Origin of the sequence: Hyphomicrobium sp. B1 (genome assembly GCF_049532635.1) — a bacterium.
Classification (GTDB): domain Bacteria; phylum Pseudomonadota; class Alphaproteobacteria; order Rhizobiales; family Hyphomicrobiaceae; genus Hyphomicrobium_B.
The window spans coordinates 735,054-758,736 of sequence record NZ_CP134871.1; the positions used below are offsets into that span (position 1 = coordinate 735,054).

20 protein-coding genes are annotated in these 23,683 nt (G+C 61.4%); 7 read left to right on the forward strand and 13 right to left on the reverse strand.

The window, feature by feature from the left end:
* Positions 1 to 23: 23 nt before the first annotated feature.
* From RLW55_RS03590 to RLW55_RS03600, 3 genes are read right to left on the reverse strand one after another with little or no spacing between them, the layout of a single operon-like run.
* Positions 24 to 983: an Hsp33 family molecular chaperone HslO gene (locus RLW55_RS03590; RefSeq protein ID WP_423415601.1), complete on the reverse strand. Its 960-nt coding sequence runs from the start codon at positions 981 to 983 to the stop codon at positions 24 to 26.
* A gap of 15 nt (positions 984 to 998) precedes the next feature.
* The gene (gene argF / locus RLW55_RS03595) at positions 999 to 1,973 is read right to left on the reverse strand and encodes an ornithine carbamoyltransferase (RefSeq protein WP_013945680.1); all 975 of its coding nucleotides are present in this window, start codon (positions 1,971 to 1,973) and stop codon (positions 999 to 1,001) included.
* Positions 1,973 to 3,145: an aspartate aminotransferase family protein gene (locus RLW55_RS03600; protein ID WP_414461472.1), complete on the reverse strand. Its 1,173-nt coding sequence runs from the start codon at positions 3,143 to 3,145 to the stop codon at positions 1,973 to 1,975. Before RLW55_RS03600 ends, argF begins: the two co-directional genes overlap by 1 nt.
* A 673-nt stretch (positions 3,146 to 3,818) precedes the next feature.
* Between RLW55_RS03600 and RLW55_RS03605 the strand changes: the two genes are divergently transcribed.
* Together RLW55_RS03605 and ppk2 are read left to right on the forward strand one after the other, a co-directional pair.
* Positions 3,819 to 4,379: a GcrA family cell cycle regulator gene (locus RLW55_RS03605; protein WP_409561830.1), complete on the forward strand. Its 561-nt coding sequence runs from the start codon at positions 3,819 to 3,821 to the stop codon at positions 4,377 to 4,379.
* A 179-nt stretch (positions 4,380 to 4,558) separates the two neighbouring features.
* Complete coding sequence (gene ppk2, locus RLW55_RS03610) at positions 4,559 to 5,545, forward strand: polyphosphate kinase 2 (protein ID WP_423415602.1); 987 nt, start codon at positions 4,559 to 4,561, stop codon at positions 5,543 to 5,545.
* 48 nt (positions 5,546 to 5,593) lie between these two features.
* On the opposite strand, the gene RLW55_RS03615 is transcribed toward ppk2, so the two are convergent.
* Together RLW55_RS03615 and RLW55_RS03620 are read right to left on the reverse strand one after the other, a co-directional pair.
* Positions 5,594 to 6,451 carry a hypothetical protein gene (locus RLW55_RS03615; protein ID WP_409561828.1) on the reverse strand — a complete coding sequence of 286 codons (858 nt, stop codon included), beginning with the start codon at positions 6,449 to 6,451 and terminating at the stop codon, positions 5,594 to 5,596.
* Positions 6,448 to 8,205, reverse strand: a complete 1,758-nt coding sequence (locus RLW55_RS03620; RefSeq protein ID WP_423415603.1) for an AAA family ATPase — start codon at positions 8,203 to 8,205, stop codon at positions 6,448 to 6,450. Before RLW55_RS03620 ends, RLW55_RS03615 begins: the two co-directional genes overlap by 4 nt.
* A 114-nt stretch (positions 8,206 to 8,319) precedes the next feature.
* Between RLW55_RS03620 and RLW55_RS03625 the strand changes: the two genes are divergently transcribed.
* The gene (locus RLW55_RS03625; RefSeq protein WP_409561826.1) at positions 8,320 to 8,832 is read left to right on the forward strand and encodes an MmcB family DNA repair protein; all 513 of its coding nucleotides are present in this window, start codon (positions 8,320 to 8,322) and stop codon (positions 8,830 to 8,832) included.
* A 34-nt stretch (positions 8,833 to 8,866) separates the two neighbouring features.
* Here RLW55_RS03625 and RLW55_RS03630 read toward each other — a convergent pair whose 3' ends face one another.
* The 3 genes from RLW55_RS03630 to RLW55_RS03640 form a co-directional block, all read right to left on the reverse strand.
* Positions 8,867 to 9,448, reverse strand: a complete 582-nt coding sequence (locus RLW55_RS03630; protein WP_013945670.1) for an ActR/PrrA/RegA family redox response regulator transcription factor — start codon at positions 9,446 to 9,448, stop codon at positions 8,867 to 8,869.
* Positions 9,449 to 9,593: 145 nt separating this feature from the next.
* The gene (locus RLW55_RS03635; protein ID WP_409561825.1) at positions 9,594 to 10,982 is read right to left on the reverse strand and encodes an ActS/PrrB/RegB family redox-sensitive histidine kinase; all 1,389 of its coding nucleotides are present in this window, start codon (positions 10,980 to 10,982) and stop codon (positions 9,594 to 9,596) included.
* A 78-nt stretch (positions 10,983 to 11,060) separates the two neighbouring features.
* Positions 11,061 to 11,450, reverse strand: coding sequence for an MAPEG family protein (locus tag RLW55_RS03640; protein ID WP_423415604.1), 390 nt, complete (start codon positions 11,448 to 11,450; stop codon positions 11,061 to 11,063).
* A 107-nt stretch (positions 11,451 to 11,557) separates the two neighbouring features.
* Between RLW55_RS03640 and RLW55_RS03645 the strand changes: the two genes are divergently transcribed.
* On the forward strand, positions 11,558 to 12,166 hold the full coding sequence (locus RLW55_RS03645) for an SCO family protein (protein ID WP_013945667.1): 609 nt from the start codon (positions 11,558 to 11,560) through the stop codon (positions 12,164 to 12,166).
* Positions 12,167 to 12,353: 187 nt separating this feature from the next.
* On the forward strand, positions 12,354 to 13,121 hold the full coding sequence (locus RLW55_RS03650) for a M48 family metallopeptidase (protein ID WP_409561823.1): 768 nt from the start codon (positions 12,354 to 12,356) through the stop codon (positions 13,119 to 13,121).
* 15 nt (positions 13,122 to 13,136) lie between these two features.
* Here RLW55_RS03650 and RLW55_RS03655 read toward each other — a convergent pair whose 3' ends face one another.
* On the reverse strand, positions 13,137 to 15,461 hold the full coding sequence (locus tag RLW55_RS03655; RefSeq protein ID WP_423415605.1) for a transglycosylase domain-containing protein: 2,325 nt from the start codon (positions 15,459 to 15,461) through the stop codon (positions 13,137 to 13,139).
* Between the two features lie 264 nt (positions 15,462 to 15,725).
* Here RLW55_RS03655 and RLW55_RS03660 point away from each other — a divergent pair, with 264 nt between their 5' ends.
* Positions 15,726 to 17,516 (forward strand): cation:proton antiporter, encoded by a 1,791-nt coding sequence (locus RLW55_RS03660; RefSeq protein WP_409561821.1) that lies wholly within the window; start codon positions 15,726 to 15,728, stop codon positions 17,514 to 17,516.
* 69 nt (positions 17,517 to 17,585) lie between these two features.
* On the opposite strand, the gene RLW55_RS03665 is transcribed toward RLW55_RS03660, so the two are convergent.
* From RLW55_RS03665 to recF, 3 genes are all read right to left on the reverse strand, one after another.
* Positions 17,586 to 17,876, reverse strand: a complete 291-nt coding sequence (locus tag RLW55_RS03665; RefSeq protein WP_423415606.1) for a hypothetical protein — start codon at positions 17,874 to 17,876, stop codon at positions 17,586 to 17,588.
* A 130-nt stretch (positions 17,877 to 18,006) separates the two neighbouring features.
* On the reverse strand, positions 18,007 to 20,460 hold the full coding sequence (gene gyrB / locus RLW55_RS03670; protein ID WP_423415607.1) for a DNA topoisomerase (ATP-hydrolyzing) subunit B: 2,454 nt from the start codon (positions 20,458 to 20,460) through the stop codon (positions 18,007 to 18,009).
* A 147-nt stretch (positions 20,461 to 20,607) separates the two neighbouring features.
* A complete protein-coding gene (gene recF / locus RLW55_RS03675) occupies positions 20,608 to 21,774 on the reverse strand; it encodes a DNA replication/repair protein RecF (protein ID WP_423415608.1) in 1,167 nt (388 codons plus the stop codon).
* Positions 21,775 to 21,896: 122 nt separating this feature from the next.
* Here recF and RLW55_RS03680 point away from each other — a divergent pair, with 122 nt between their 5' ends.
* Positions 21,897 to 22,256 carry an endonuclease domain-containing protein gene (locus RLW55_RS03680; protein WP_423415609.1) on the forward strand — a complete coding sequence of 120 codons (360 nt, stop codon included), beginning with the start codon at positions 21,897 to 21,899 and terminating at the stop codon, positions 22,254 to 22,256.
* A 62-nt stretch (positions 22,257 to 22,318) separates the two neighbouring features.
* Here the strand turns inward: RLW55_RS03680 and dnaN are convergent, their stop codons facing one another.
* On the reverse strand, positions 22,319 to 23,437 hold the full coding sequence (gene dnaN / locus RLW55_RS03685; RefSeq protein ID WP_423415610.1) for a DNA polymerase III subunit beta: 1,119 nt from the start codon (positions 23,435 to 23,437) through the stop codon (positions 22,319 to 22,321).
* Between the last annotated feature and the right edge of the window lie 246 nt (positions 23,438 to 23,683).

A 23,683-nucleotide genomic window follows, 5' to 3' on the forward strand; every position in this document is an offset into this window, starting at 1 on the left:
CGCGGGTGTGGCGGGGCGACGAGCTAGCCCCCGCTCTCCCGCAGTTCGTCCGGCGAAAAGACGTAACGCCTCGTGCAGAATTCGCACGTGACGACGATCTTGCCGTTGTCATCCAGCATGTCCGACAGCTCGGCCGCACCGAACGCCGAGAGCACGTTCTCGACCTTTTCCCGGCTGCACCGGCAGAACGCCGAAAGCGGAATAACCCGCTCGACCGCCACGGCTTCTTCGTGGAACAGCCGCAACAACAGTCGCTCGACAGAAAGCCCAGGATCGAGCAGCTCATGATCTTCAACCGTCGCCGCCAGCATTTCGACGCGATTCCAGTCGTCGTCGCTCAGGCCCTCGCTCTCGTCCGATGCGCCGAGGCTCTGCACCATCAATCCGCCTGCCCGCCGATGCCAGCGCGACTGAGGATGTGCCTCCTGTCGCGATCCGACGTACTGCTCTGCGACAGCCGAGCGAATGAAAGTCGGCAGATTTTCGCGCTGCTGAAAGTAGGCCGCGACCGTACCCGACAGCGGCGCGTGCTCGAACGCCAGCACGCCCTGATAGCGCTCTTCGCCTGGCCCGGAATCGAGCGTGATCGCCAGATGTCCATCGCCGAACGCCGCCGCGATATCGGATCGCGTCGCACCTTGCGTGAAGGCCTTAAGTTTCTCGGCATCGTACCGCGCATAGCCGCGCAGCTTTCCGCTCGCTGCGTAATCCGCAACGAGAATGGACACCGCCCCGTCTGACCGCATCATCAAATTGAGATTGCCGCCTTGCGGCAGCACAGATCCGCACAGTGCCGCAAGCGCCAGCGCTTCCGACAGCGCTCGTCCCGGCAGATCGGGCATCGCGTGCGGCGTGACGATCGCATCTAATGAGGCGCCGAGCCGAACGAGACGCCCGCGAATATTCGAATTCTGCGTGCGAAACGCGACGACGACATCATCTGCCGGAATGGAAGGCGGCGCTGGCGGTGCATCAACCGGCATCGGCAGAACCCTCCATCAGGCGCCGAAGCACCACGCCAGAATGGCCTTCTGAGCATGCAGACGGTTTTCGGCTTCGTCGAAAATCACCGACTGCGGACCCTCAAGCACCGCTTCCGAAACCTCATGGCCCCGATAGGCGGGCAGGCAATGCATGAAGATCGCGTTCTTCGCTGCCTTGCTCATCAGCTTTTCATCAACCGCGTAGGGCGCCAGCATCTTCTTGCGCTTCGCCGCATCCGACTGACCCATCGAAACCCAGGTATCGGTCACGACGCAATCGACGCCTTTCACAGCACGATCCGGGTCCGTCCCGATCTCGACGTCACCCTTCTCGCGTGTGACCCACTCGACGGCTTCATCTTCCGGGAACAGCGCCTTCGGACACGCCAGCCGCAGCTTGAAGCCGAAGCGGACCGCCGCATGCATCCACGACACGGCAACGTTGTTGCCGTCGCCGACCCAGGCGACTGTCTTGCCCTTGATCGGCCCCAGGTGCTCCTCGAACGTCTGGATATCGGCCATCACCTGACACGGATGGCTCTTTTCCGTCAGACCATTGATGACCGGGATCGTCGCATATTTCGCAAGCTCCGCCAGCGTCGCGTGCGCGTTGGCGCGGATCATGATGCCGTCGACATACCGCGACAACACCCGCGCCGTGTCGGCGACCGACTCCCCGCGCCCAAGCTGCAAATCGGTGTGATTGAGAACCAGTCCGCCACCGCCGAGCTGACGCATAGCGACATCGAACGAAACGCGGGTCCGCGTCGATGGCTTCTCGAAGATCATCGCCAGCACGAGATCCTCGATGCCCTTCGGCCGCAGCTCCTTCGGAACGCGCTTGCCCGCTTTCTTCATCGCGTGCGCTGCGTCGATGATCTTACGCAGCGTCTTGCCGTCGAGATCTGAGATATCGAGGAAGTGCCGAGGAGACTGTTTGGAGGTCATAAATTCGGGAGCTTTCTCCAGCTCTTCTACCAAGCCGGACATCAGGACGTTTCACCAGCCACGCGGCCGAGCGCGCGGGAAAGAGCGAGCAACCCATCGGAAATATCCTGATCGGTCGCGATGAGAGGCGGCAGCACGCGCACGCAGTTGTCGCCCGCGCCGACGAGCAGCAGTTTTTCAGCGTTGGCGGCTTTCACCACTTGCGGCGGCGTGACGTGCGACTTGAGCTTCAGCCCCATGAGCAGGCCGGCGCCACGCACCTCTTCGATAAGATCGGCGTGCTGATCCTTGAGCCCTTCAAGACCCTGTTTCAGCCGCAGCGTCTTATCCCGCACGGCTTCGAGGAAAGCGGGTTCGGAGACAATGTCGATGACGGTCGAGGCGACCGCCATGCCGAGCGGATTGCCGCCGAAGGTCGAACCGTGTGTGCCGGGCGTCATGCCCTTTGCTGCTTCCGCCGTCGCCAGCACCGCGCCGACCGGAAAGCCACCGCCGAAGCCTTTAGCAACCGCCATCACGTCCGGCGTAATGCCTGCCCATTCGTGTGCGAAGAGCTTGCCAGTACGGCCCATGCCGGTCTGGACTTCGTCCAGCACGAGCAGCAGACCATGCTTGTCGCAAAGCTCGCGAACGGCTTTCAAAAATTCCGGCGTCGCCGGGCGAACGCCGCCCTCACCCTGGATCGGCTCCAGCATGATCGCGGCGGTTTCCGGCCCGATTACCGCTTCGACAGCCGCGATATCGCCGAGATCGACATGGTCGAAGCCCTCGACCATCGGCCCGAAACCTTCGAGATATTTTTCATTGCCCGCGGCAGCCAGCGTCGCCAGCGTCCGCCCATGGAAGGCGCCGCGGAACGCAATGATCCGCTGCCGTTCGGGCTGGCCAGAAACATAATGATAGCGGCGCGCCACCTTGATCGCGCCTTCGCACGCTTCCGCCCCGGAATTGCAGAAGAAAACCGTGTCGGCGAACGTCAGCCGCGTCAGCTTCTCGGCAACCGTCTCCTGGCCTTCGACGCGATAAAGGTTCGACGTATGCCAGAGCTTTTCCGCCTGGGCTTTCAACGCCGCGACGAGTTGCGGATGCGCATGCCCCAGCGCGTTGACGGCGACGCCGGAGCCGAAATCGAGATAGCGCTCCCCGGTGTCGGATGTCAGCCAACAGCCTTCGCCGCGAACGAAAATCACGTCCTGGCGAGCATATGTGCCCATCACAGCGGACGATGGGCCGCTGGAAACAGCTGTGTCTGAAGCGCTACGGGGAGCTTTCCCCAACGCAGCAGAGGAACTTCCCATGGCGCGTGGATAACCCTGAGCAGAAAATCAAAAAGCCGCCAAATTCGGCGGCTCGATCACAACCCCTGATACCTCCTGATGGCTTCGCTGTCAATAAAAGCTCTGTCGCGCCGCCCGCGATCCCGAACCCAAAGTTCAACGCCAGATGCCTATGGTTGAATCGCCCCCCGCCATGCACGGAAATCTGACATATCCCCTGCTGCGAATCGTCTGTGGCCTCCTCGCAACTTTTCCCTGTCAATACCCCTAATGTGAAAGCTCCGGCTTGTAGGCGGGATTCAGCATGTTGTAATCTCACCTAGTCAGGCCACGAGATATGGCGGCGCCAGTCGCTAAATCATCGGTTGTGTATCGGCTCTGACCGCGCTTTGGGCAATCTGCCAGTTGGCGGCCGCCCGCGTCTCTCGCGCGTTTCTGTTCTGCGTCTTCTCAAGTTTTTGCGTTTGTAACCGGTTTGGGACCGTCGTCCTTCGCCGCGCGTCGCGTTCGTTTGCGCACGCTTGGCATGGGCTCGATTTCGGCCGGGGTAACCGCGGGCACCGGGGGGTGTTCCGCCGCTGATGCGGCTCGAGAGGGAGCAATCGACGCTATGTGGACTGATGAGCGCGTGGACCTTTTAAAAAGACTCTGGTCTGAAGGACTGAGCGCCAGCCAGATCGCCGGACGCCTCGGCAGCGTAACGCGCAACGCTGTCATCGGCAAAGTCCATCGCCTGGGCCTTTCCGGCCGCGCCACCACCTCGCGGATGAAATCACACCGCCCGCGCACGCGCTTGGCGAACGTGAAACGGCCCGTCAACAAACCGCGCTTCGCACAAGTCGGCAATCCGGCCGTGCGCGCCCTCTATGTAGACGCCGAAACTTACGTGGCGCCTGCGGAGGAGATCGAGATTCCGGTCGCCGAGCGTAAAACCATTCAGACGCTGAGCGAATGCAGCTGCCGCTGGCCGATCGGCGATCCTCAATCTGCCGATTTCCATTTCTGCGGCAAGCCGAAGGTGCCCGCGCTGCCCTATTGCGAGGTGCATGCTCGCCGCGCGTTCCAGCCGGTCGCTCCGCGTCGCCGCGAACGCACCGAGATCGAAGCGCCTGTTGCGGTCAGCCTTCCGGCGCCTGCCATCGCTGGTACCGATCCAAAACAGAGATCCTGACGGGATTGCCCGCCGGCCGGCTGGGGGGCAGGCTTGGCGGAAGAAGCGGAAAGCCAGCAGTCGCGGGGGTGGCTGCTGGCTTTCCCATTTTAGAAAGCGATTGACCATCGCAAGTCCCACGCGACACCGCCTTGAAGCGGCATGCTAGGCTCGCCATTGTTATGTGCCGGAGATGGTAAATGGCGAAGAACAAGCACAAAGACAAAAAACTCGAAAGACTAGAAGACGAGCCGTTGCCCGACGAGGCCGCCACCGCGATCTCCGTGCATAACGGCGGCATCGACGAGCCGTTGGAGCACGCGTCGCCTTTGCCGAAAGGCTTCTCGCTGTCCGATCCGAAGCTTCCAAAGGAAATCGAAGACGCCGCCATGCGTTCGGGCGGCTATCCCTATGACAAGCGCATGAAGCGCGAGGACTACGAAGAGCGGCTTCTTGCGCTCCAGATCGAGCTGATGAAGCTGCAAAGGTACAATCTCAAGGTCGGCAATCGCATTCTGTGCCTCTACGAAGGCCGCGACGGCTCCGGCAAAGGCTCGTGCATCAAAGCATTCAACGAGCACATGAACCCGCGCAACACGCGCACCGTCGCTCTGCCCAAGCCCACCGAAACCGAACGCGGACAACTCTATTTCCAGCGCTACGCCGTGCATCTGCCGACGGCGGGCGAAGTCGTGCTGTTCGACCGCTCCTGGTACAATCGCGCCGGCGTCGAGCGCGTGATGGGCTTCTGCACCGAAGACCAGCTCGCCGTTTTCCTCCGCGAGGCGCCCGAATTCGAAGGCCTGCTCGTCCGCGACGGCATCAAGCTCTTCAAGTTTTATCTCACCATCGGCCGCGAAATGCAGATCGAGCGCTTCCACGACCGCGCGCAAGATCCATTGAAACAGTGGAAGCTGTCGCCGGTCGATATGGCCTCGCTCAACCGCTACGACGATTACACTCGCGCCGAGGTCGAGATGTTCCGCTTCACGCACACCGCGATTGCACCCTGGGTCGTCGTTCGCGCCAACGACCAGCGCCGCGCCCGCCTCGAAACCATCCGTCATGTGCTGCTGGCCATCGACTACGAAGACCGCGATCTCGACGCCATCGGCAAGCACGACCCGCAGATCATCGGCTCCGGCCCGGAGTTCTTCCACCCGCAAGTCGAGAAGGCATCAGATTGAAGTGTATTTGTCATCCTCGGCTTTACGCCGTGGACGATAGCTGTGCGCCTACCGCACCAGCAGGATCGGCGCGCGCGCGACGACGGACACACGCGACAGCTCGCGTCCGTCTGCAATGGCCGCCCCGCCGAACACGGCGATGACGAGGCTCGGCCGCAACCGCGCAACGACTTCCGTCAGCGCTTCGGGCACGCCGAACGTCGGCCCGACCTCTTCGAACACGACCGGCACATGGAATTCGAGCGCGATCAGCCGCGACTGCGCTTCGATCTCGGCATAAGACTCGGCCGTATCGGCGCCGATGACGACATGCACCGGCCCGCGCGGACCCGACAGCCGCTCGGCCGCCCGCAGCATCGACGTCAAACGTTCGGCATCTTCGACGATCACGACCACGCGCGGCTGTTTCGTTCGCTGCGGTCCGCAGAGCAGAAAGCCGGTCGCACCGCTGACGTTCGCAAGCAAAGTCCCGATGACGTTATCGCTGCCCGACACCGGCATCCGCCCCAGCGCAACGATATTCCAAGGGCCGCGTTCAACGCACATTTCGGAAATCCGGTCGACGGCATCGCCGCTGGCCAAAGCATGCCGCACCCGAACGCCGTGCGCCGCGCCGACATTGTCGACCGCCCGGCGGCACCGCGTCACCAGAAGCTCGAAGCGGTGATCATGCTCGGAGAAATCGCGTCGACCTGAGGCACCGGAAGGCGCGATAACGCGGATCGGCACATCCTCGGTCAAGCCGCTGCTGGCATCCGCAATGACGACTGTTTCGATCTCGGCGCCATAAGCTGCCGCGAGGCGCACCGGAGCCTCAAGCCGCGACGCCGGATATTCGGCTTCCGGATCGAGCCAGAGCACGACCCGCCCGCTCAGTTCCGATGCTTCGGCGACGTGGGCGATCACGGCGTATCGCCATCGGCGCGGCGGGCGAGCGCTGCGCTGAGATCGGCCACGCGAATTTGCGACGCCGAGTGATCTGCCGCGATGGCATCCGCCTCTTGCAGCAGATGCAGAAGCTGAATGCCGGCAAGCGACACGCGCCCGCCGCCGCGGCGAACGGCATCCTTATAGATGAGCGGGGCAACACCGGCGTTAATCGGGCGAAGACCGTGATCGACCGCCAACCGCGCTGCGCCTTTCGCAAAATCGTCTTCGCTGAGCTCCGACATCGGCACCGTGTCTGCGAGCTTTGCGACGTGCGGAAAATATCGCGCAATACCGGGCTCAATGGCTTCGAGCTTCGACCACGACTGCGCATCCGAGACCAGCACGACGGTCGCAGCAAACGGCATCGGATCAATCTTTACGCCGACGCCCGGCGCACTGAGTGGAGAAATTTGCTTGCTGCGGATTGCGGCGCTGAGAGCCAGCCAAGCCGCCGGATCGGCAGCAAGCCGCCACGCCTCGACGATGACGATTCCCGACCCGGCGCGCATCAAGTGGCCGGGAAGAAGAACGGGAAACCCCAGCGCATCGCGGCTGACTTCGCCGAGCAGATCGGTTGCCGACGCCTGCCGCGCAATGACGACTTTACTCGGCACCGTCGGATCGACGAGTTGCACGTCCTCGGAATCGAGAAAAATGACCGGCGAGAAAGTCTCGGTTCCTGCATGGCGTGTGGCCGCCGAAAGAAACGCCTCTTCGATGGCATCGAGCGCCGCGCCGATGGAAAGCCCGTCGGCATAAGCGCGCCGAACGGCAGCCAATCCCGGACGCAATGTCCTCAGCGCCGCTTGACGAATGAGTACATCATGCTTCTCGCTGGCTTCGAATTCGGCGTCCGGCAACGTCGCGACAATCGACTGCAACTCATCTTCGAGCACTGTGATCTTCGCTTCGACGTTGCGTTTCAAAGCTTCCGGCAGCGCCCGAAAAACATCCGAGCGCACGACGCGCCCTTCATGCATCGGCGCCAGCACGTAACCGTCGAGAGATTTAACAACCGCAATATTCTGCGCTTCAGCGCGGCGACGAATGGATTCGACTGCGCGCTCGCTGCGATAGCGCATGTCTTCTTCGAGGAGATCGAGACTGATGCGGTGCTCTTCGCTTTTTAGATAACGTCCAAACGCCGCGCACGCTTTGTCCAGCGTAATTCTCGTATCACGCCGGAACCGCGCGCCTTCGCCCGGCGGCAACTCGAAGCCTTTAGCTCGCGACGGCGCGTTGGGATCCACCACGAAGATCCAGTCGGCGGCAGGCGCACGGTCCACTTCGGTGCCGAGCGCTTCTGCGAGTTCCAATCGGCCGGTTCCCGGCTCGCCCAGAATGAGAAGATGTTCGCCGCGACCGGCGCCGAGCGCCGCGCGAATTTTGCCGATGGCTCGCTTCTGTCCGAAGAAATGCGTCTGCTCGACCGGCTTGATCTGCGCCAGATCGCGCGCGGGCATCTCTGAGACGGAGCGCTGTTCCTTTGCCGCGCCACGCTCGCCGGTGGGCGCAACATCCGCGAGGCGATCAGCAAGCCGACTGGTCACGAGCGTCACCACATTGGTTGATGCTTCGGCCTCGATGGTATCAACTGTGTCCACCGCGGCCTCCGCCGCGGGCTGCTCCGCTGCTGCCGGCTTGACGGTAGTGATCGGTGGCGGCGTTTCCGCTTCGATTGTAACCGGCGCCTCGGCCTTCTTCTCCGATCTGTTGCGCCAGAAGACCATTCGCACGCTCTCCCCCCTGGGACCCTAGCCCCTCGAACGACGTTTTGGACGACCAAGAGGCCGCCCCCGCTGCCAGCTTGTCTGCAACAGTCGCACGGTCATAATGGCGGGACCATGACCGACGGTTCCTCTTCCTCAACGAATCCTTTTCAGCCTGTCCCGAATACGGACAGCGCGGCTACCGAGGTCGTGCGCAACTACGAGCGGGCACGCGCAATCCTGCGCGGGACGCAGCGTCTGCTGCGCACACTCAACTTCGAAAGTTTGCACGAGATCACACTCGGCAACGGCCGTCGCGCCGACGTTCTCGCTATCGGACGCAACGGCGAGATTTGGATCGTAGAGATCAAGTCGAGCATTGCCGACTTCCGCGCCGACCAGAAATGGCCGGAGTACCGTGAGTACTGCGATGCGCTGCTCTTTGCGGTGGCGCCCGATTTTCCATCGGAGATCCTACCGCCCGATACTGGGCTTATTCTCGCCGACGCCTATGCTGGAGATTTGGTGCGTCCGCCGCCATCGCATCCGCTTACGGCCGCGCGGCGGAAGGCGTTAACGATAGCGATCGCGCGCACGGCGTCGATGCGTCTGCTGGCGCAGATCGACCCCGGCCTCGCGATCGAATAAGTCGTGAGAGGTAGCAGTTGCGAAAGCAGCGCGCTTACTTCGGCGCGCGTTTCGCCAAAATCCGCTGCAATGTGCGGCGATGCATGTTGAGCCGGCGTGCCGTCTCCGAGACGTTGCGATTGCAAAGCTCATAGACGCGCTGAATATGTTCCCAGCGCACGCGATCAGCCGACATCGGGTTTTCCGGCGGCGGCGCTTTCGCGTCCGTCGGTGCCAGAAGTGCGTCCGTCACGTCGTCAGCATCGGCAGGCTTCGCGAGATAGTCGACAGCGCCGAGTTTCACAGCCGAAACGGCCGTCGCGATGTTGCCGTAACCCGTCAGCACGATAGCGCGCGAGTCGGGACGAGCCTTCGCCAGTTCGGCAATGACGTCGAGGCCCGAACCATCCTCAAGGCGCATATCGACAACGGCGAAAGCCGGAGCCTTCTCGCGGATCAGATCGACGCCTTCCGCAACCGAGTGGCCAAAGCGGACTTCGAAGCCGCGAAGCTCCATTGCGCGCGCCAGACGTTGCAAGAAGGACCGGTCGTCATCGACGATGACCAACGAACGGTCGGCCGGCAATTCATCCTGCTTAAAAGACAGGTCTTCGGTAACCAAGGGAGCCTCCCGCATCACGGTTTATCCGTTAGCTTTTTTCATGACAGGCCATATTTCTTATGCGGCCTAAAGGGCTAACGTCCCTTAAGCAAGCAAAAAGCAACCCGAAAGGTTACTTCGCGGGCAATAAAAGATAGGGCTTTAGCGGCAAATTGCCAGTCTAGGCCGCATTTAGAGGCATACCACGCCGTCCCGGCCAATTGAAGGCCCCCGGCGGCAGCTCGAACGCCGTTCTTGGCCACGAAATCTGGATGTTAGCCCCCCGGCGGGGAGGCGACAGGTTCGAAAACGTCACCGTTGCCCCCGACCGCTCCAGCAACGTCTTGGCGATGAAAAGCCCAAGCCCGAGGCCTGAATGGCCGTGCTCGCCTTTATCCTCATAACGTCGAGAAGTGACGTAGGGCTCGCCGATCGAGTCCATCATTTCCGGCGCGAAGCCCGGACCATCGTCCGTGATCGTGAAGTAAACGTGCGAGCCGTTCCAGCGCGCCGACAGTTGCACCTCCGACTGCGCAAAGCTCACGGCGTTCTCAATCAGGTTGCCGAGGCCGTAGATCACGCCGGGACGCCTGTGGGCGACCGGTTCGATCCGCACTTCGTCATCGAGTCCGGGCAGCGGATTGGCGGAGATGATGATGCGCTTGCCCGCGGACCGATGCGCCGCCGAAGCTTCTTCGAGAAGCTCGACAACGGTCAGGCTCGCATGCATCGGATCCTGCTCGTCGGGCTTGCGCGTCAGCTTCTGCAGAATTTCACGGCACCGCCGCGCCTGGCTGTGCAAGAGCTGAAGATCTTCGCGATATGGGCTGTCCTTGCCGAGCTCGTATTCGAGCTCCTTCGAAACCAGAACGATCGTCGACAGCGGCGTACCGAGTTCATGGGCCGCTGCAGCCGCCAGACCATCGAGCGCGTGCAGGCGCTGTTCGCTCGCGAGAACCATGTCAGTTGCGGCAAGCGCCACCGACATCTGCCGCGATTCCTTGTTCAATCGCCATGTGAAAAAGGCCATGAAGCCCATCGTCGAGATCAGCGCGATCAACGCACCGACCTTGTAATCTCGTGGCAGATCGAACCGCATGCCCTGGTACCACGGCAACGGATAGTGATGGCTGATGAGCAGCGTTCCGGCGGCGATCACCATCGCGCCGAGAAAAAGCGTGTAACGTGGCGGCAGCGTCGCCGATGCGACCGTGATCGGCGCAACCAGCAAAACCGCGAAGGGATTCTGGATCCCGCCCGTCAGATACAAAAGCGCTGCGAGCTGCAACACATCGTAAACGAGCAGCGCAAAGGCGAAATGTGTCGTCAAACGATGGCGCGCCGGATAGCGAATGGACAGGAACACGTTGAGCCATGCCGACGCCGCAATCAGCACGAGACAACTGCCGATATTCAAAGGAAAACCGTAAAGCAGTGTCACGGCGGAGATCGCGCCGAGCTGCCCCAGCACCGCCACCCATCTCAGGCGAACGCTAGTGACGAGCCGCAATTGACTCTCGCGCTCGTTGACGATGCCTTTCAGAAGCTGCCCCGCAGGAGGGCCATCCATTGACGTGCTCATAAACGCAATGATCCAATGTTGAATGTCGTGACTTCACGTCGCACGGTCGTCACGTATGCGCTCGCGCTATGAACGCAACTGCAGAATATTTAGCATTGCTAGAAGCGCGGTTGTAGCCCATGTCAGGGTTACCCCACTCGCCCGGATGGGGCTTGGCCCATCGTGAAACCATAAAGGTCCCGCGAAAAGTATCCGAGCCGCGATGAGAGCGATGCCTGCCGCATGCAGCACTATCTTGTCGCCGCCGTTGAGTTCATAGAGAGCCATGAGCAGCGCACAGAGGGGAATGTTTTCGACGGTGTTGCCGTGTATGCGGACCATGCGCTTCAACACGTTCTGTCCACCATCACCGAGCATCACGCCGTATCGGAAACGGTGCACCGTAACGTTGATCCCCATTGCAACGATAATGAGAGCCAGGATGCCGGAGTAGAGGGCTGTAAACGCAACGGGCATGTCGAGACCTTTGCTTGCGGGTTGCGAGCGAAGGGCCGCCCCATCGATGCGGCGACTTCGGCGCCTGATAACATTTCTAGCCAATGCGAGTTGGAGACATCAAGATTATGAATCGCACGACGATAGCTCTCGCCTTTGCCGGCTTGCTGACCGGCACGGCGCTCGGATTTATTGCACTCAGAAGTCCGAGTTCGACGATCGAAGGTCAGTCGACCGTCTCCGGGCGCCCCTCCGTCGGCGGACCGTTCAGCTTGATCGACAACACCGGCAAGCGCGTAACCGACAAGGACTACCTCGGCCGCTACATGCTGGTGTTCTTCGGTTACACAAACTGCCCGGACATCTGCCCCGCAGGCCTGCAAGTGATGTCCGCCGCACTCGACAAGCTCGGCAAGCGCGCCGACGACATCGTGCCGATCTTCATCACACTGGACCCTGCTCAGGATACGCCCGAGAAGATGGCGACATACGTTAAGGCGTTCAGTCCGCGTCTTGTTGGTCTCACCGGGACAGAAAGCGAAATCGCAGCGACTGCGAAGGCTTATCGCGTCTATTATCAGAAAGTCGCCGATGAAAAGGATCCCAAGAGCTACACCATCGATCACTCCGCGATCTTTTATTTGATGGGGAAAGATGGAAAACTGCTCGCGCCGATCCCGCATACGAACGATGTCGATCAGCTCGTTGCTTCGTTGGACAGGGCACTTCCGCAGTGAGCAAGCGGCGATTCGTTCCTGAGACCCGCGGGCCACACTTTCACATGCTGGAACGTCCCTGTGACATTGCATCTGGAGCGACGACGAGAACCTTGATAGGTCATCATCGTGCTGTATTGATCGACCATTCGCGATCGGCACTTCGTTGCATCACTTGGATGCGCGTCGGCTTTAGGGGGCAGAGCGCATGAGGATCATGAACGGACGGCGCGCCATCGACTTGAGTTCCAAAACACGATCCGTCCGCCTCGAAGACATCGGTGCGCAGTTGGAAGTGCGTCGTCATCCCGGCGCCCGGCGTCTTACGCTCCGCGTAAGTCGCACGCGCCGCGCCGTGATCGTCACGCTGCCACTGCAATGCGATCTCGACGAAGCGGGCACCTTCCTCAATCGCCACATCGATTGGGTTCGCGCCCGCCTCGACAGCTTGCCGAACCATGTGCCGTTCGAACACGCCGCCGCCATGCCGCTGCGCGGCGTTCCGCACACGATTACCTTCTCAGGCCAGAAGCGCTCACGTGTCATCGCCATCGACAAGCGCGGCACACATCCATCGATCGTCGTTCCTGGCGACGAAGACTTGGCGCCCAACCGTTTGACGCGCTGGCTTTTCGAGGAAGCCAAACGCGATCTCGCAGCGAGCGTCGAAAAACACACGCGTCCGCTATCGCTCCAGGCCAAGCGCATTGCGATCCGCGATCAAACGAGCCGCTGGGGTTCCTGCTCGACGACTGGCGCGTTGTCTTTCTCGTGGCGCCTGATCCTCGCGCCCCCGTTCGTGCTCGATTACGTTGCCGCGCACGAGGTGGCCCATCTCATCGAGATGAATCACGGCCCGCGCTTCTGGGCGCTCGTCAAAAAGATCTGTCCGGATTTTGAAAGCGCCAAGCAATGGTTACAGGTGCTCGGTCCCGATCTTCACCGCTATGGCCCTGCCCACTGTCGCGGACACTGACAGCGCATCCCGGCGTCACCACCAATTGCTGAATGGAAAGGCGCCGCTTTGCGGCGTCGACGAGTCCGGCGCTGCGACTTGCGCAGCGTGGCTGCTGCCATTCGCCGGCGATGACGCCAGAGCTTTCTCGATGAAGTCTTCGCCGATGCTGTTGGCCGGATGCGCTGCATTCGGCGCCGCGAGCGATACCGAAGTCGCCGAATAGGGCTGCTGTACGAGGGCGCCCGGACGTCGCTGCCATGGCAGAATTTCCGGCGCTTCGACCACACGCGGCAGCCGGTTCGCAAGTCCGCCCCATGTCGCCGCCTCGACCTGGGGGTTCGCGACAACGGTTCCCGGCAACAACAGCGGCGGCAAGCCTTCGTCGGCAACCCGCATCACCTGCCGCCAAATCTCGGCAGGCAGACTGCCGCCCGTCGCGCGGTTCATCGACTTGCCGTTATCATTGCCAACCCAGACGCCTGCAGCAAACTGGGCCGTGTATCCCATGAACCAGGCATCGCGGAAATCCTGCGTCGTGCCGGTCTTGCCCGCCGCAGGCCGATCGGGAAGCGCGGCGCGCCGTCCGGTGCCGTAATCGACGGCCGCATTCAGGATGTCGTTCAGCGCGCCGATCCGGTCCGCCTCTGGGATTCGCGCGTTCTGCGGCGGCTCGTATTCGTAGAGCACACGGCCGCGGCTCGTCGTGATCCGCGTGATGACGTGCGGCGTGACCGCGTATCCGCCATTCGAGAACGCCGCGTAAGCACCTGCCATTTCAAGCAGCGTCACTTCCGACGTCCCGAGCGCGAGCGACGGTCCGTCATGCAGCTCCGATTTGATGCCGAGCCGCTGCGCCAGATCGACGGCCGTGCCGCGCCCGATCGCCTGATTGAGGCGCACCGCAACGGTGTTGATCGACTGCGCAATCGCGCGTCGGATCGGAACCGGCCCTGCGTACTTCCCGTCGTCGTTCTTCGGCGACCACCCGCCGATCGTGATCGGCGCATCATTGACGATCGTGTCCGGCGACATGCCCTTATTTAACGCAGCGAGATAGATGAACGGCTTGAACGCCGACCCCGGCTGTCGCTTGCCCCTGATGACGCGATTGAACTGGCTGCCGGCATAATCGCGGCCACCGACCATCACACGCACGCCGCCGCTGCCGTCGAGCAGCGTCATCGCCGCTTGGCTCGCGCCGTAGGCCTCGCCCTTCCGTGCCAGCGTATCCGCAACGATCTCTTGCGCGCGCCGCTGAAGCTTTTTATCGACGGTCGTCTCGACGATCAGATCAGCCTGCTCGTCCTCGCTGACCGCTGCTGGCAACTGATCGAGAACCCAATCGACGACATAGCCGGCGTCTGCCGCCGTCTGCTCGATCTTCTGTTCGTTGAACACCAGCGTCTGCGCCAGCGCCTGCGTCTCCTGCGCTTCAGAGATGAAGCCGGCATCAAACATCTTGGTAATGACAACGCGCGCCCGCGCGCGGGCAGCGCCAGGGCTCGCCGACGGCGAATATTTCGAAGGCGCCTTCAGCAGCCCGGCAATCATCGCCGCTTCCGGGATCGTCAGTTCGCTCGCAGGCTTATTGAAATAGCGTTCGCTTGCCGCCTCCACGCCATATGCGCCGCTGCCAAAATAGACTTGGTTTAGGTAGAGTTCCAAAATCTCCGGCTTCGTCAAACGAACCTCGAGCCACAGCGCCAGGCCAAGCTCGGCGATCTTGCGTGACAGCGTTCGGTCTTGCGTCAGAAACAAATTCTTCGCGAGCTGCTGCGTCAGCGTCGAACCGCCTTGCGCGAACCGCCCGGCGCGCAGGTTCGCAAACATCGCCCGCAGCATGCCGGCCGGATCGACACCGTAATGATCGAAAAAGCGCCGGTCTTCTGTTGCAACGACTGCCGCAGGCAACGCTTTGGCCATTTTTTCGAGCGAGATGTATTCATGCGGCGCACCACGCACGGCGAGCACCGTTCCGTCGCGCGCCAGGATCCGGATGAGCGGTGCATGGCCGGAGGCGCGCAGCGCCAGCGGGTCCGGAAAAACAACGGTGTAATAGACCATCATAAACGCGAAGGTCAGCATCAACAGACCGGTGCCCAGAACCGCACCGCCGATTGCGACGCGATATTTCAGCGTCAGCCGAGGTGCGCGTTTCTGTTTCGGTCGCGAAGCCGCTTGCACAGCCTGAACAGGCTTGTCGGCCCCGCCCGCACCGAACGCCCGCGTCGCAACGGACTGAAAAGACGCCGGAAGCGTCGGCTCGGGAGCCGCAGCTGGCTTGCGCCGCGGTCCGAACAGAATCCTGCGGACCAGCCGCAACACAAAACCCAGAGCTGCTGCGATGGCACGCAACACCGTCAATTCCTTTGAAGGCGGAGCCCCCTCCCCTGCACTGCGTCGGTGGCCCCAGTCCGACGCAGATCGTCTGTGAAACTGTTACAGAGGGTTGGCTAAAGCCGCGTTAAGTTCGCATTGCGAGCTCTCAGTGCCGAAACATCCGAACGCGGACGGCCAAGTTGTAGGCACGCAAAATTTCCGCATACGGACGAGCGAGCGAAATGCCCAGTGGCGCGTGGCGTTCCGGGCCGTCATACTCTTACGAACTGTTAAGGAGAGGTGATGTCGGCTGCGGGAAATCTGGCGAACTACAAAGATGCGCTTCTGGTTTTGGGCACGGCTGGTGTCGTCGTGCCGCTATTGCATCGCTATGGCGTCAGTACGGTTCTCGCTTTCCTCCTCTCAGGCGCGTTCCTCAGTCCCGGCGGCCTCGGCGCGCTGACACCCTACATTCCGCATCTCGATTGGCTGACGATCACCGATCCCGAACGACTCGCAAAATTTGCCGAGTGGGGCGTCGTCTTTCTGCTCTTCATCATCGGCCTTGAGCTGTCGTTTGAACGCCTTTCAACGATGCGTCGCCTAGTCTTCGGCCTCGGCGCATCGCAAGTCGTTGTTTCGGCGGCCCTAATCGGACTGGTCGCCTACCTGTTGGGTCAACCGCCGGTCATCGCCCTCGTCATCGGCGCCGCGCTCTGCCTGTCGTCGACCGCGATCGTCATCGAAATGCTCGCGAACCAGAAGCGGCTCGCAACCTCCGTCGGCCGAACGAGCTTCTCGATCCTGTTGTTCCAAGACCTCGCTGTCGTTCCGATCCTGATCTTGATCAGCATATTGGAGCCCGGCAACAAAGGCTCGCTTCTCGCCGGCATCCTGATGGCCGTCGTGCAAGCTGCTGCAGCGCTCGTCGCGATCGTCGGCGTCGGCCGCTACGTTCTTCAGCCGCTATTCCGCGTCGTCGCGCAGACGCACAACGAAGACCTGTTCATCGCCACCACGCTCTTCGTTGCCGTCAGCACCGCATTCGTCACCGCCGCGGCAGGTTTGTCTCTTGCACTCGGCGCATTCGTCGCCGGCTTGCTGTTAGCCGAAACCGAATATCGCCGCGCCGTGCAGACGACAGTCGAACCGATCAAATCGCTACTGCTCGGCGTCTTCTTCTTTTCGGTCGGCTCGCAACTCGATCTGAAAGCCATGGTTGCGGCGCCCGGAGCTATTTTTGCAGCGACTGTCGGACTACTCACCCTGCAAGCCGTGATCATCTACGGCCTCTCGCGCCTCTTTGGCGTTGCCCGCGGCGCAGCCCTCGAAACAGCGGCACTGCTGGCGCCCGGCGGCGAATTCGCGTTCGTCATCCTGACGCTCGCGTTGGAATCGCACCTCGTCACCCGCGAATTGACGAGCATCCTGCTAACGTCCGTGTCGCTGACGATGGCGCTGATCCCGGCTTGCGCCAAGCTCGGCCGCTGGCTGGCGAAACGCAACGCCCCCCCTGCTGCCGTCGATCCAGCCCTCACCGTGACGCCCGCCGGCGAAGGTAACATCAAAGCGCTCGTCGTCGGCTACGGCCGCGTCGGTCAACTGATCGGCGACCTGCTGGCCGAGCACAAAATTCGCTATATCGCCGTCGACCGCGCGCCGAGCCTCGTCGCCAACGCCCGGCGCGAAGGCAAGCCGGTCTATTTCGGCGACGTCCGCAACGTCGAATTTCTTGAACATTGCGGTCTCGACACCGCGAAGGCCGCGATTATCACCATCCACACGCAGCCGGAGATCGACGCCATCGTGAAGGCGCTGCGGACGCGCCACCCGAACCTGCTCATCGTCTCGCGCGCCAAGGACGCAAACCACGCTCGCCACCTCTACGAGATTGGCGTCAACGACGCCGTGCCCGAGACGATCGAAGCAAGTCTTCAGCTATCGGAATCGGCGCTCGTCGGCCTCGGAATTCCGACCGGACTCGTCATCGCATCGATCCACGAAAAACGCGACGAGTTCCGCGCCGAACTCCAAGGCGCCGCCAAGAAAGCAGGCACCGAAACTCACGCCCTTCCCGGCCGCAAAAGGGTCTAGCCGCATGTCATCCTCGGCCTTGTCACGAGGATCCATCAGGCACCCGCGCAGAATGAACGATCTAGCCCGTCACCGATTGAGCCAGTTCGCGGGCGTAGTCTCCCACCCCTCGAAGCGTTCGGCAACGTTTCGAATGATTGCGTGGTGGTCCTGACTATCTTCGATCGTAAACAGGCGAGATTTGCGATCAACTTTTTCGATATTGCCGCTGACATATTCGACGAAATCGTCGGTCAATGAAAACTCGCCCTCTTGAAAGGTTTGAGAAGAACACTGCCGCTTCCCTGGAAAGACAACTTGAATGCAGTTTTCGACGACCAGTTTCGAACCGTTCAGGGAAAGTGACGTTTCAAAACCCACATAACTTTCCGCAACCCCGATACGGTAGAAAAAAGGCCCATAAGTCTCCGCCGACGCGGAAACACTGCAGATCAAAACCAGGAGTAAAAATCCGAGTGTCCCGGCCGATGCGAGTGAGCGACACCTCCACTCACACATCAAGGTTCGAAACGTTGAGCGCGTTTTCCTGGATGAAGTCGCGGCGCGGCTCGACGACATCGCCCATCAGCTTGGCGAAAATTTCGTCGGCTTCCGCCAGATCGCCGACCTTCACCTGCAAGAGCGTACGGACGTCCGGGTCGAGGGTCGTCTCCCAGAGTTGCTCCGGATTCATCTCGCCAAGGCCTTTGTAGCGCTGCAGATCGAGCCCCTTGCGGCCTGTCTCGTAAACGGCTTCGAGCAGCGAGCGCGGCCCAGTGATGACATCCGTCTTGTCCTTGCGCTTGAGCTTCGCAGGCGTCTCGTAAACTTCGACGAGATGCGCGTGCCGCTCGTTAATGCGTCGCGCATCGAGCGAGCCGAGCAACGCCCGGTCGAGGAAGTGCACTTCCGTCACGCCGCGCACTTCGCGCTTGAAGACATAGCCGTCGTTGCCGTAACGGCCTTCCCAGCCTGTTTCCATCTCTTCCGAAATCGCATCGAGCCGCTTCGCGACATGTTCCGCGATCGCGTTTGCCTTTTCGGCCGACGGCGTATTCAGGAGCGAGGCATCAAACGCGCCGCCGATCGCGCCCTGCTCGGCCACGTCGCGGTTATAGCGATGATGCAGCCCATTGATACCGCCCGCAATCTGCCGAGCTTGCTCGACGATATCGCGCAGATCGCGGCCTGCGCGCTCCGCGCCATCGCCCGTGACGAGAACTGCGTCGGCGAGGCCTTGATCGATCAGATAATCTTCCAGCGCGCGTTGATCCTTGAGATACGAATGCGACTTGCCCTTCGCCACTTTGTAGAGCGGCGGCTGCGCGATGTAGACATGCCCCTTGTCGACAAGCTCCGGCATCTGACGATAGAAGAACGTCAACAACAGCGTTCGGATGTGCGCGCCGTCAACGTCGGCGTCGGTCATGATGATGACCTTGTGATAGCGCAGCTTATCGAGCTTGAACTCGTCGCGTCCGATGCCGGTGCCCAGCGCCCCGATGATGTTCGTCACCTGCTCCGACGACAGCATCTTGTCGGTACGCGCGCGCTCGACGTTCAGGATTTTACCTCGGATCGGCAGCACCGCCTGGAACTCGCGCTTGCGGCCCTGTTTCGCAGAGCCACCGGCCGAGTCGCCCTCGACGATGAAAAGCTCGGTCTTGGACGCGTCGCGATCCTGGCATTCCGCGAGACCGCCCGGTAACCGCAAACCATCAAGCGCACCCTTTCGCCGCGTGAGATCGCGTGCCTTGCGCGCCGCTTCGCGTGCCAACGCTGCTTCGACGATCTTGCCGACGATGACCTTCGCTTCTTTCGGATGCTCTTCGAACCAGGCGCCGAGCTGATCGCCAACCGCCGCCTCAACGACCGGGCGAACCTCCGATGAGACAAGCTTGTCTTTCGTCTGCGAAGAAAACTTCGGATCCGGCACCTTGACCGAGAGCACGCACGTCAAACCCTCTCGCGCATCGTCGCCCGAGAGGTTGACCTTCTCTTTCTTCGCAATGCCTGACTCTTCGGCGTATTTGTTGACGATACGCGTCAACGCTCCGCGGAAACCGGCGAGATGCGTGCCGCCGTCGCGCTGCGGGATGTTGTTCGTGAAGCAGAGCACGGTCTCGTGATAGCTGTCATTCCACCACAGCGCCGCCTCAACGGTAATCCCGTCTTTCTCGGCATTAATCAGGATTGGCTCACTGAGCGCCGACGTCTTCGAGCGGTCGAGATAGCGCACGAACGCAGCCGTGCCGCCGTCGTACATGAATTCCTCACGCTTCACGTCGGCGTGGCGCGCGTCGGTCAACACGATCTTCGCGCCGGAGTTGAGAAACGCCAGTTCGCGCAGGCGATGCTCCAGCGTCGCGAAATCGAATTCCGTCACGTTGTGGAACGTCTCGGTGCTCGGCAGGAACGAGACTTCCGTGCCGCGCTCCTCGCCCGCATCGCCGACGACCTTCAACGGCGCAACAGCGTTGCCGTTGTGAAATTCGATGAAGTGCTCTTTGCCGTCGCGCCAGACACGACACTTGAGCCACGTCGACAGCGCGTTGACGACCGACACGCCGACGCCGTGCAGACCGCCCGACACCTTGTAAGAGTTCTGGTCGAACTTGCCGCCCGCATGCAGCTCGGTGAAAACGATTTCCGTCGCCGAGCGCTTCGGATCGTGATCGTCGTCGCGCTTGATGCCGGTCGGAATACCGCGGCCATCGTCGCGCACCGTGCACGAGCCGTCGGGGTTCAGCGTCACCATGCACGACTTCGCATGACCGGCGAGAACCTCGTCGATTCCGTTGTCGACCACCTCGTAGATCATGTGATGCAGACCCGAACCGTCATCGGTGTCGCCGATGTACATGCCGGGGCGTTTTCTGACCGCGTCGAGCCCCTTCAGCATCTTGATGCTGTCTTCGCCGTAGTCGTCAGCCTCAGGGGTTTTCTTGAGCGGTTGCGCGTTCATTTTTTGGCTTTCTCAGCAGGCGGATATTCGATCGTTTTGTATAGCACAAATCGCCTCGAAAATCCGCACGAAATCGACAGAATTTGAGGCCAAAAAACCTTTGTTTTTCAGCATTTTGGATGTGGCTGTTTGTCCCTCTTGAAGTCACTACGGAAGGGCTTCGATTTTTCCCTCGTTCACGCCCCAGAATCGGGCCTTTCCGGCAAGCGCCGAAAAGGCATCCGCGTCCGTGCCCGTCATCCAGGCTTGGGCTCCGAGCCTCAGGATTTCATCGAAAAGCGCAGCCCTGCGGTGAACGTCCAAGTGTGCCGTGATTTCATCGAGCAGCAGGATCGGCGCAGCGCCTTCCTGCCGCTCCGTCAACAGCTCAGCGTGCGCCAGAACGAGGCCGAGCAGCAGCGCTTTCTGCTCGCCCGTCGAGGAATGCCGCGCTTCGAGTGCTTTCGGCCCATGCTCGACGATAAGATCCGACCGGTGCGGCCCATCGAGCGTCCGCCCAGCGCCACGGTCGCGTTCGCGCGTGTCGCGCAATGTCTTGGCATACAAATCTTCCGCTTCGACGGCCGACATACCGCTCAGGTCGTCTTCGATCGTCCCTTCGAGCCGGAATGCCGACCAAGGAAACGCCGAGTTCGGATCACGCGCCCGCCGCTTCTCGACGATGGCGCGCATGGCAGCGACCGCTTCGAGCCGCGCCGCCGCGACCGCAATGCCCGTCTCGGCCATCACTTGCTCGAAACCCGAAAGCTGCGCGTTGTCGCGCACGCCATCTGCGAGCAGCCGGTTGCGGCTCGTCATGGCGCGCTCGAAGCGCCCTGCGATCGTCCGGTAGCCGTGATCGAAACACAGGATCAGGCGGTCGAGAAATCGCCGCCGCTCGGACGCCGCGCCCGTAAACAGCCCGTCCATCGCGGGCGTCACCCACACGATTTCGAGATAATCGGCGAGAATACCCGAGCCCGACTGCGCCACGCCATCGATCCGCACGATGCGGCCCGTGCGCTCGCCACGCGAATTTGCACCGGGCACTAAACCCGTACCGAGATCAGCAGGTCCGGCAAGTGTATGCGCCCGCGCGGCGACTGCGAACCCGCCGTCGCCCGCCGCCCGAGCGAGATCGACGAACGGCACACGCCTCAGCCCCTGTCCCGGTGAGAGCAACGATAACGCTTCGAGAAGATTGGTCTTGCCCGACCCGTTCGCGCCGACGATCACCTGCGGCCCAGCATCCGTCGTCACACTCGCCGACGCGTAGCTGCGAAAATTCGCGAGCTGCAGCCGCTCGACCCAGAGTGCGTTAGGGATGGATGCCATGTGCAGCGCTTATCATTGCCTGCGAGATTCTCAAATAAGCTCGATCATCCCCTCTCCCCGTCCTCACGGGGAGAGGGCTAGGGTGAGGGGCAGCACCGCTTCCGTCTGCATGTAGGAAAGTTATGCGCAGCACCCAACCATGGAAATTCAATCGCTCCCGCATCTTGCGATCGAATGCGACTTCCGCCGAAGCGAAATTGTGGTTTCACCTACGCGATCGCCGTCTCTGCGGTTTTAAATTTGTGCGCCAGTTTCCGATTGGAGACTATTTTGCCGACTTTGCATGCCGTGAGATGCACGTAGTCGTGGAGATCGATGGCGGCACGCACGGAACTCCATCTGAGATCGCCAAGGATCGCACGCGCGAAGAAGAATTGGTGGCGCTCGGTTACAAAATTGTTCGCATCAACAATGCCGACATCTACAAAAACATCGACGGCGTGTTGGATCAGCTCCTTGCAGCCTTGCAAGAGCGAAGCTAGGTCGGCCCCTCACCCTGCACCCTCTCCCCATTGAGTGCAGAAATGGGGAGAGGGAATTCCCCTCAAACCCGCATCGGCATTAGCACGTAGAGCGCGCTGGCGTCGCTGCTGTCGCGCACCATCGTCGGCGAACCGGGATCGGCGAGCAGGAACCGCGCATCCTCGCCTTCGAGCTGATCGGCGATGTCGAGCAGATAGCGAGCGTTGAAACCGATCTCCAGCGGCCCAGCGCTGTAGCCGACCGGAATTTCTTCCGTCGCGCTGCCGCCTTCCGGATTGTTCACCGTCAGGATCAGCTTGTCCTTGCCGACATTGAGCTTCACCGCACGCCCGCGCTCGCTTGCAATTGTCGACACGCGATCGACGGCGCTCTTGAACGACGCGTTCGGGACCTTCATTTCCTTGTCGTTGTTGTGCGGAATGACGCGGCCGTAATCGGGGAACGTACCGTCGATCAGCTTCGACGTCAGCACGACCGAGCCAATCTCGAACCGCACCTTCGTCTGCGACACGCCGACCTTCACCTTCGCGCTCGAATCTTCGAGCAGGCGTGTCAACTCGTGCACCGTTTTGCGCGGAATGATGACGCCCGGCATCCCCTCCGCGCCTTTCGGCAGCGGCAATTCCACCTGCGCCAGGCGATGACCGTCGGTCGCGACAGCACGCAGCGTTTTCGTGCCGTCCGTCTCAGCCGGATGCAGATAGATGCCGTTGAGATAGTAGCGCGTCTCTTCCGTCGAAATCGCGAATTTCGTCTTGTCGATGAGCCGCTTCAAGTCACCGGCTTCCATCGTGAACTCGTGCCCGATCTCGCCGACTGCAAGATCCGGAAAATCATCGGCCGACAGCGTCTGCAAGCTGAAACGCGAATGTCCCGACGTGATCGTCAGACGTTCTTTATCGCCGTCGCGCTTGATCTCGATCTCGGCACCATCCGGCAACTTGCGCACGATGTCGTGCAGCACATGCGCCGGAACCGTCAGCGTGCCGGGCCCCGAAACCTTGGCGCCGACGCTCTCGCTCACCTCGCGTTCGAGATCCGTCGCCTTGAACATCAGCGCGTCGCCCGCGGCCTTAAGCATAATGTTCGACAAGATCGGGATCGTCGTCCGCCGTTCGACGACGCTTGTGACGTGGCTGAGCGCCTTCAAGAGTTCCCCACGTTCGATCTCGAGACGCATATTTATCCTCAGCTATGGAAGTGTGCATGGAAGCGCGGTCGAAGCCCGCCGCAGCATCTCACGCAAAAGAACGAATTTGGCGCGGACCGCGCCGCTGGGCGGAATCGCCCGTGGAGCCGGATCAGACCCGAAAGAAGCTAGTTTTTCAAGTAAGATGTATGGGTCAGCGCACAATCTGCGTGATACCGCCAATTACGGGCTTATCCCACACGCGGCAAGGCCGGCACTCCAGGGGGATGAAATGCC

Coding starts and splice junctions, on each gene's coding strand:
- RLW55_RS03590 (WP_423415601.1), bottom strand. CDS start 983: ATGCCGGTTGATGCACCGCCAGCGCCGCCTTCCATTCCGGCAGATGAT.
- RLW55_RS03600 (WP_414461472.1), bottom strand. CDS start 3,145: ATGGGCACATATGCTCGCCAGGACGTGATTTTCGTTCGCGGCGAAGGC.
- RLW55_RS03645 (WP_013945667.1), top strand. CDS start 11,558: ATGAATCGCACGACGATAGCTCTCGCCTTTGCCGGCTTGCTGACCGGC.
- RLW55_RS03650 (WP_409561823.1), top strand. CDS start 12,354: ATGAGGATCATGAACGGACGGCGCGCCATCGACTTGAGTTCCAAAACA.
- recF (WP_423415608.1), bottom strand. CDS start 21,774: ATGGCATCCATCCCTAACGCACTCTGGGTCGAGCGGCTGCAGCTCGCG.
- RLW55_RS03640 (WP_423415604.1), bottom strand. CDS start 11,450: ATGCCCGTTGCGTTTACAGCCCTCTACTCCGGCATCCTGGCTCTCATT.
- dnaN (WP_423415610.1), bottom strand. CDS start 23,437: ATGCGTCTCGAGATCGAACGTGGGGAACTCTTGAAGGCGCTCAGCCAC.
- gyrB (WP_423415607.1), bottom strand. CDS start 20,460: ATGAACGCGCAACCGCTCAAGAAAACCCCTGAGGCTGACGACTACGGC.
- ppk2 (WP_423415602.1), top strand. CDS start 4,559: ATGGCGAAGAACAAGCACAAAGACAAAAAACTCGAAAGACTAGAAGAC.
- RLW55_RS03630 (WP_013945670.1), bottom strand. CDS start 9,448: ATGCGGGAGGCTCCCTTGGTTACCGAAGACCTGTCTTTTAAGCAGGAT.
- RLW55_RS03635 (WP_409561825.1), bottom strand. CDS start 10,982: ATGGATGGCCCTCCTGCGGGGCAGCTTCTGAAAGGCATCGTCAACGAG.
- RLW55_RS03625 (WP_409561826.1), top strand. CDS start 8,320: ATGACCGACGGTTCCTCTTCCTCAACGAATCCTTTTCAGCCTGTCCCG.
- RLW55_RS03680 (WP_423415609.1), top strand. CDS start 21,897: ATGCGCAGCACCCAACCATGGAAATTCAATCGCTCCCGCATCTTGCGA.
- RLW55_RS03620 (WP_423415603.1), bottom strand. CDS start 8,205: ATGGTCTTCTGGCGCAACAGATCGGAGAAGAAGGCCGAGGCGCCGGTT.
- argF (WP_013945680.1), bottom strand. CDS start 1,973: ATGTCCGGCTTGGTAGAAGAGCTGGAGAAAGCTCCCGAATTTATGACC.
- RLW55_RS03605 (WP_409561830.1), top strand. CDS start 3,819: ATGTGGACTGATGAGCGCGTGGACCTTTTAAAAAGACTCTGGTCTGAA.
- RLW55_RS03660 (WP_409561821.1), top strand. CDS start 15,726: ATGTCGGCTGCGGGAAATCTGGCGAACTACAAAGATGCGCTTCTGGTT.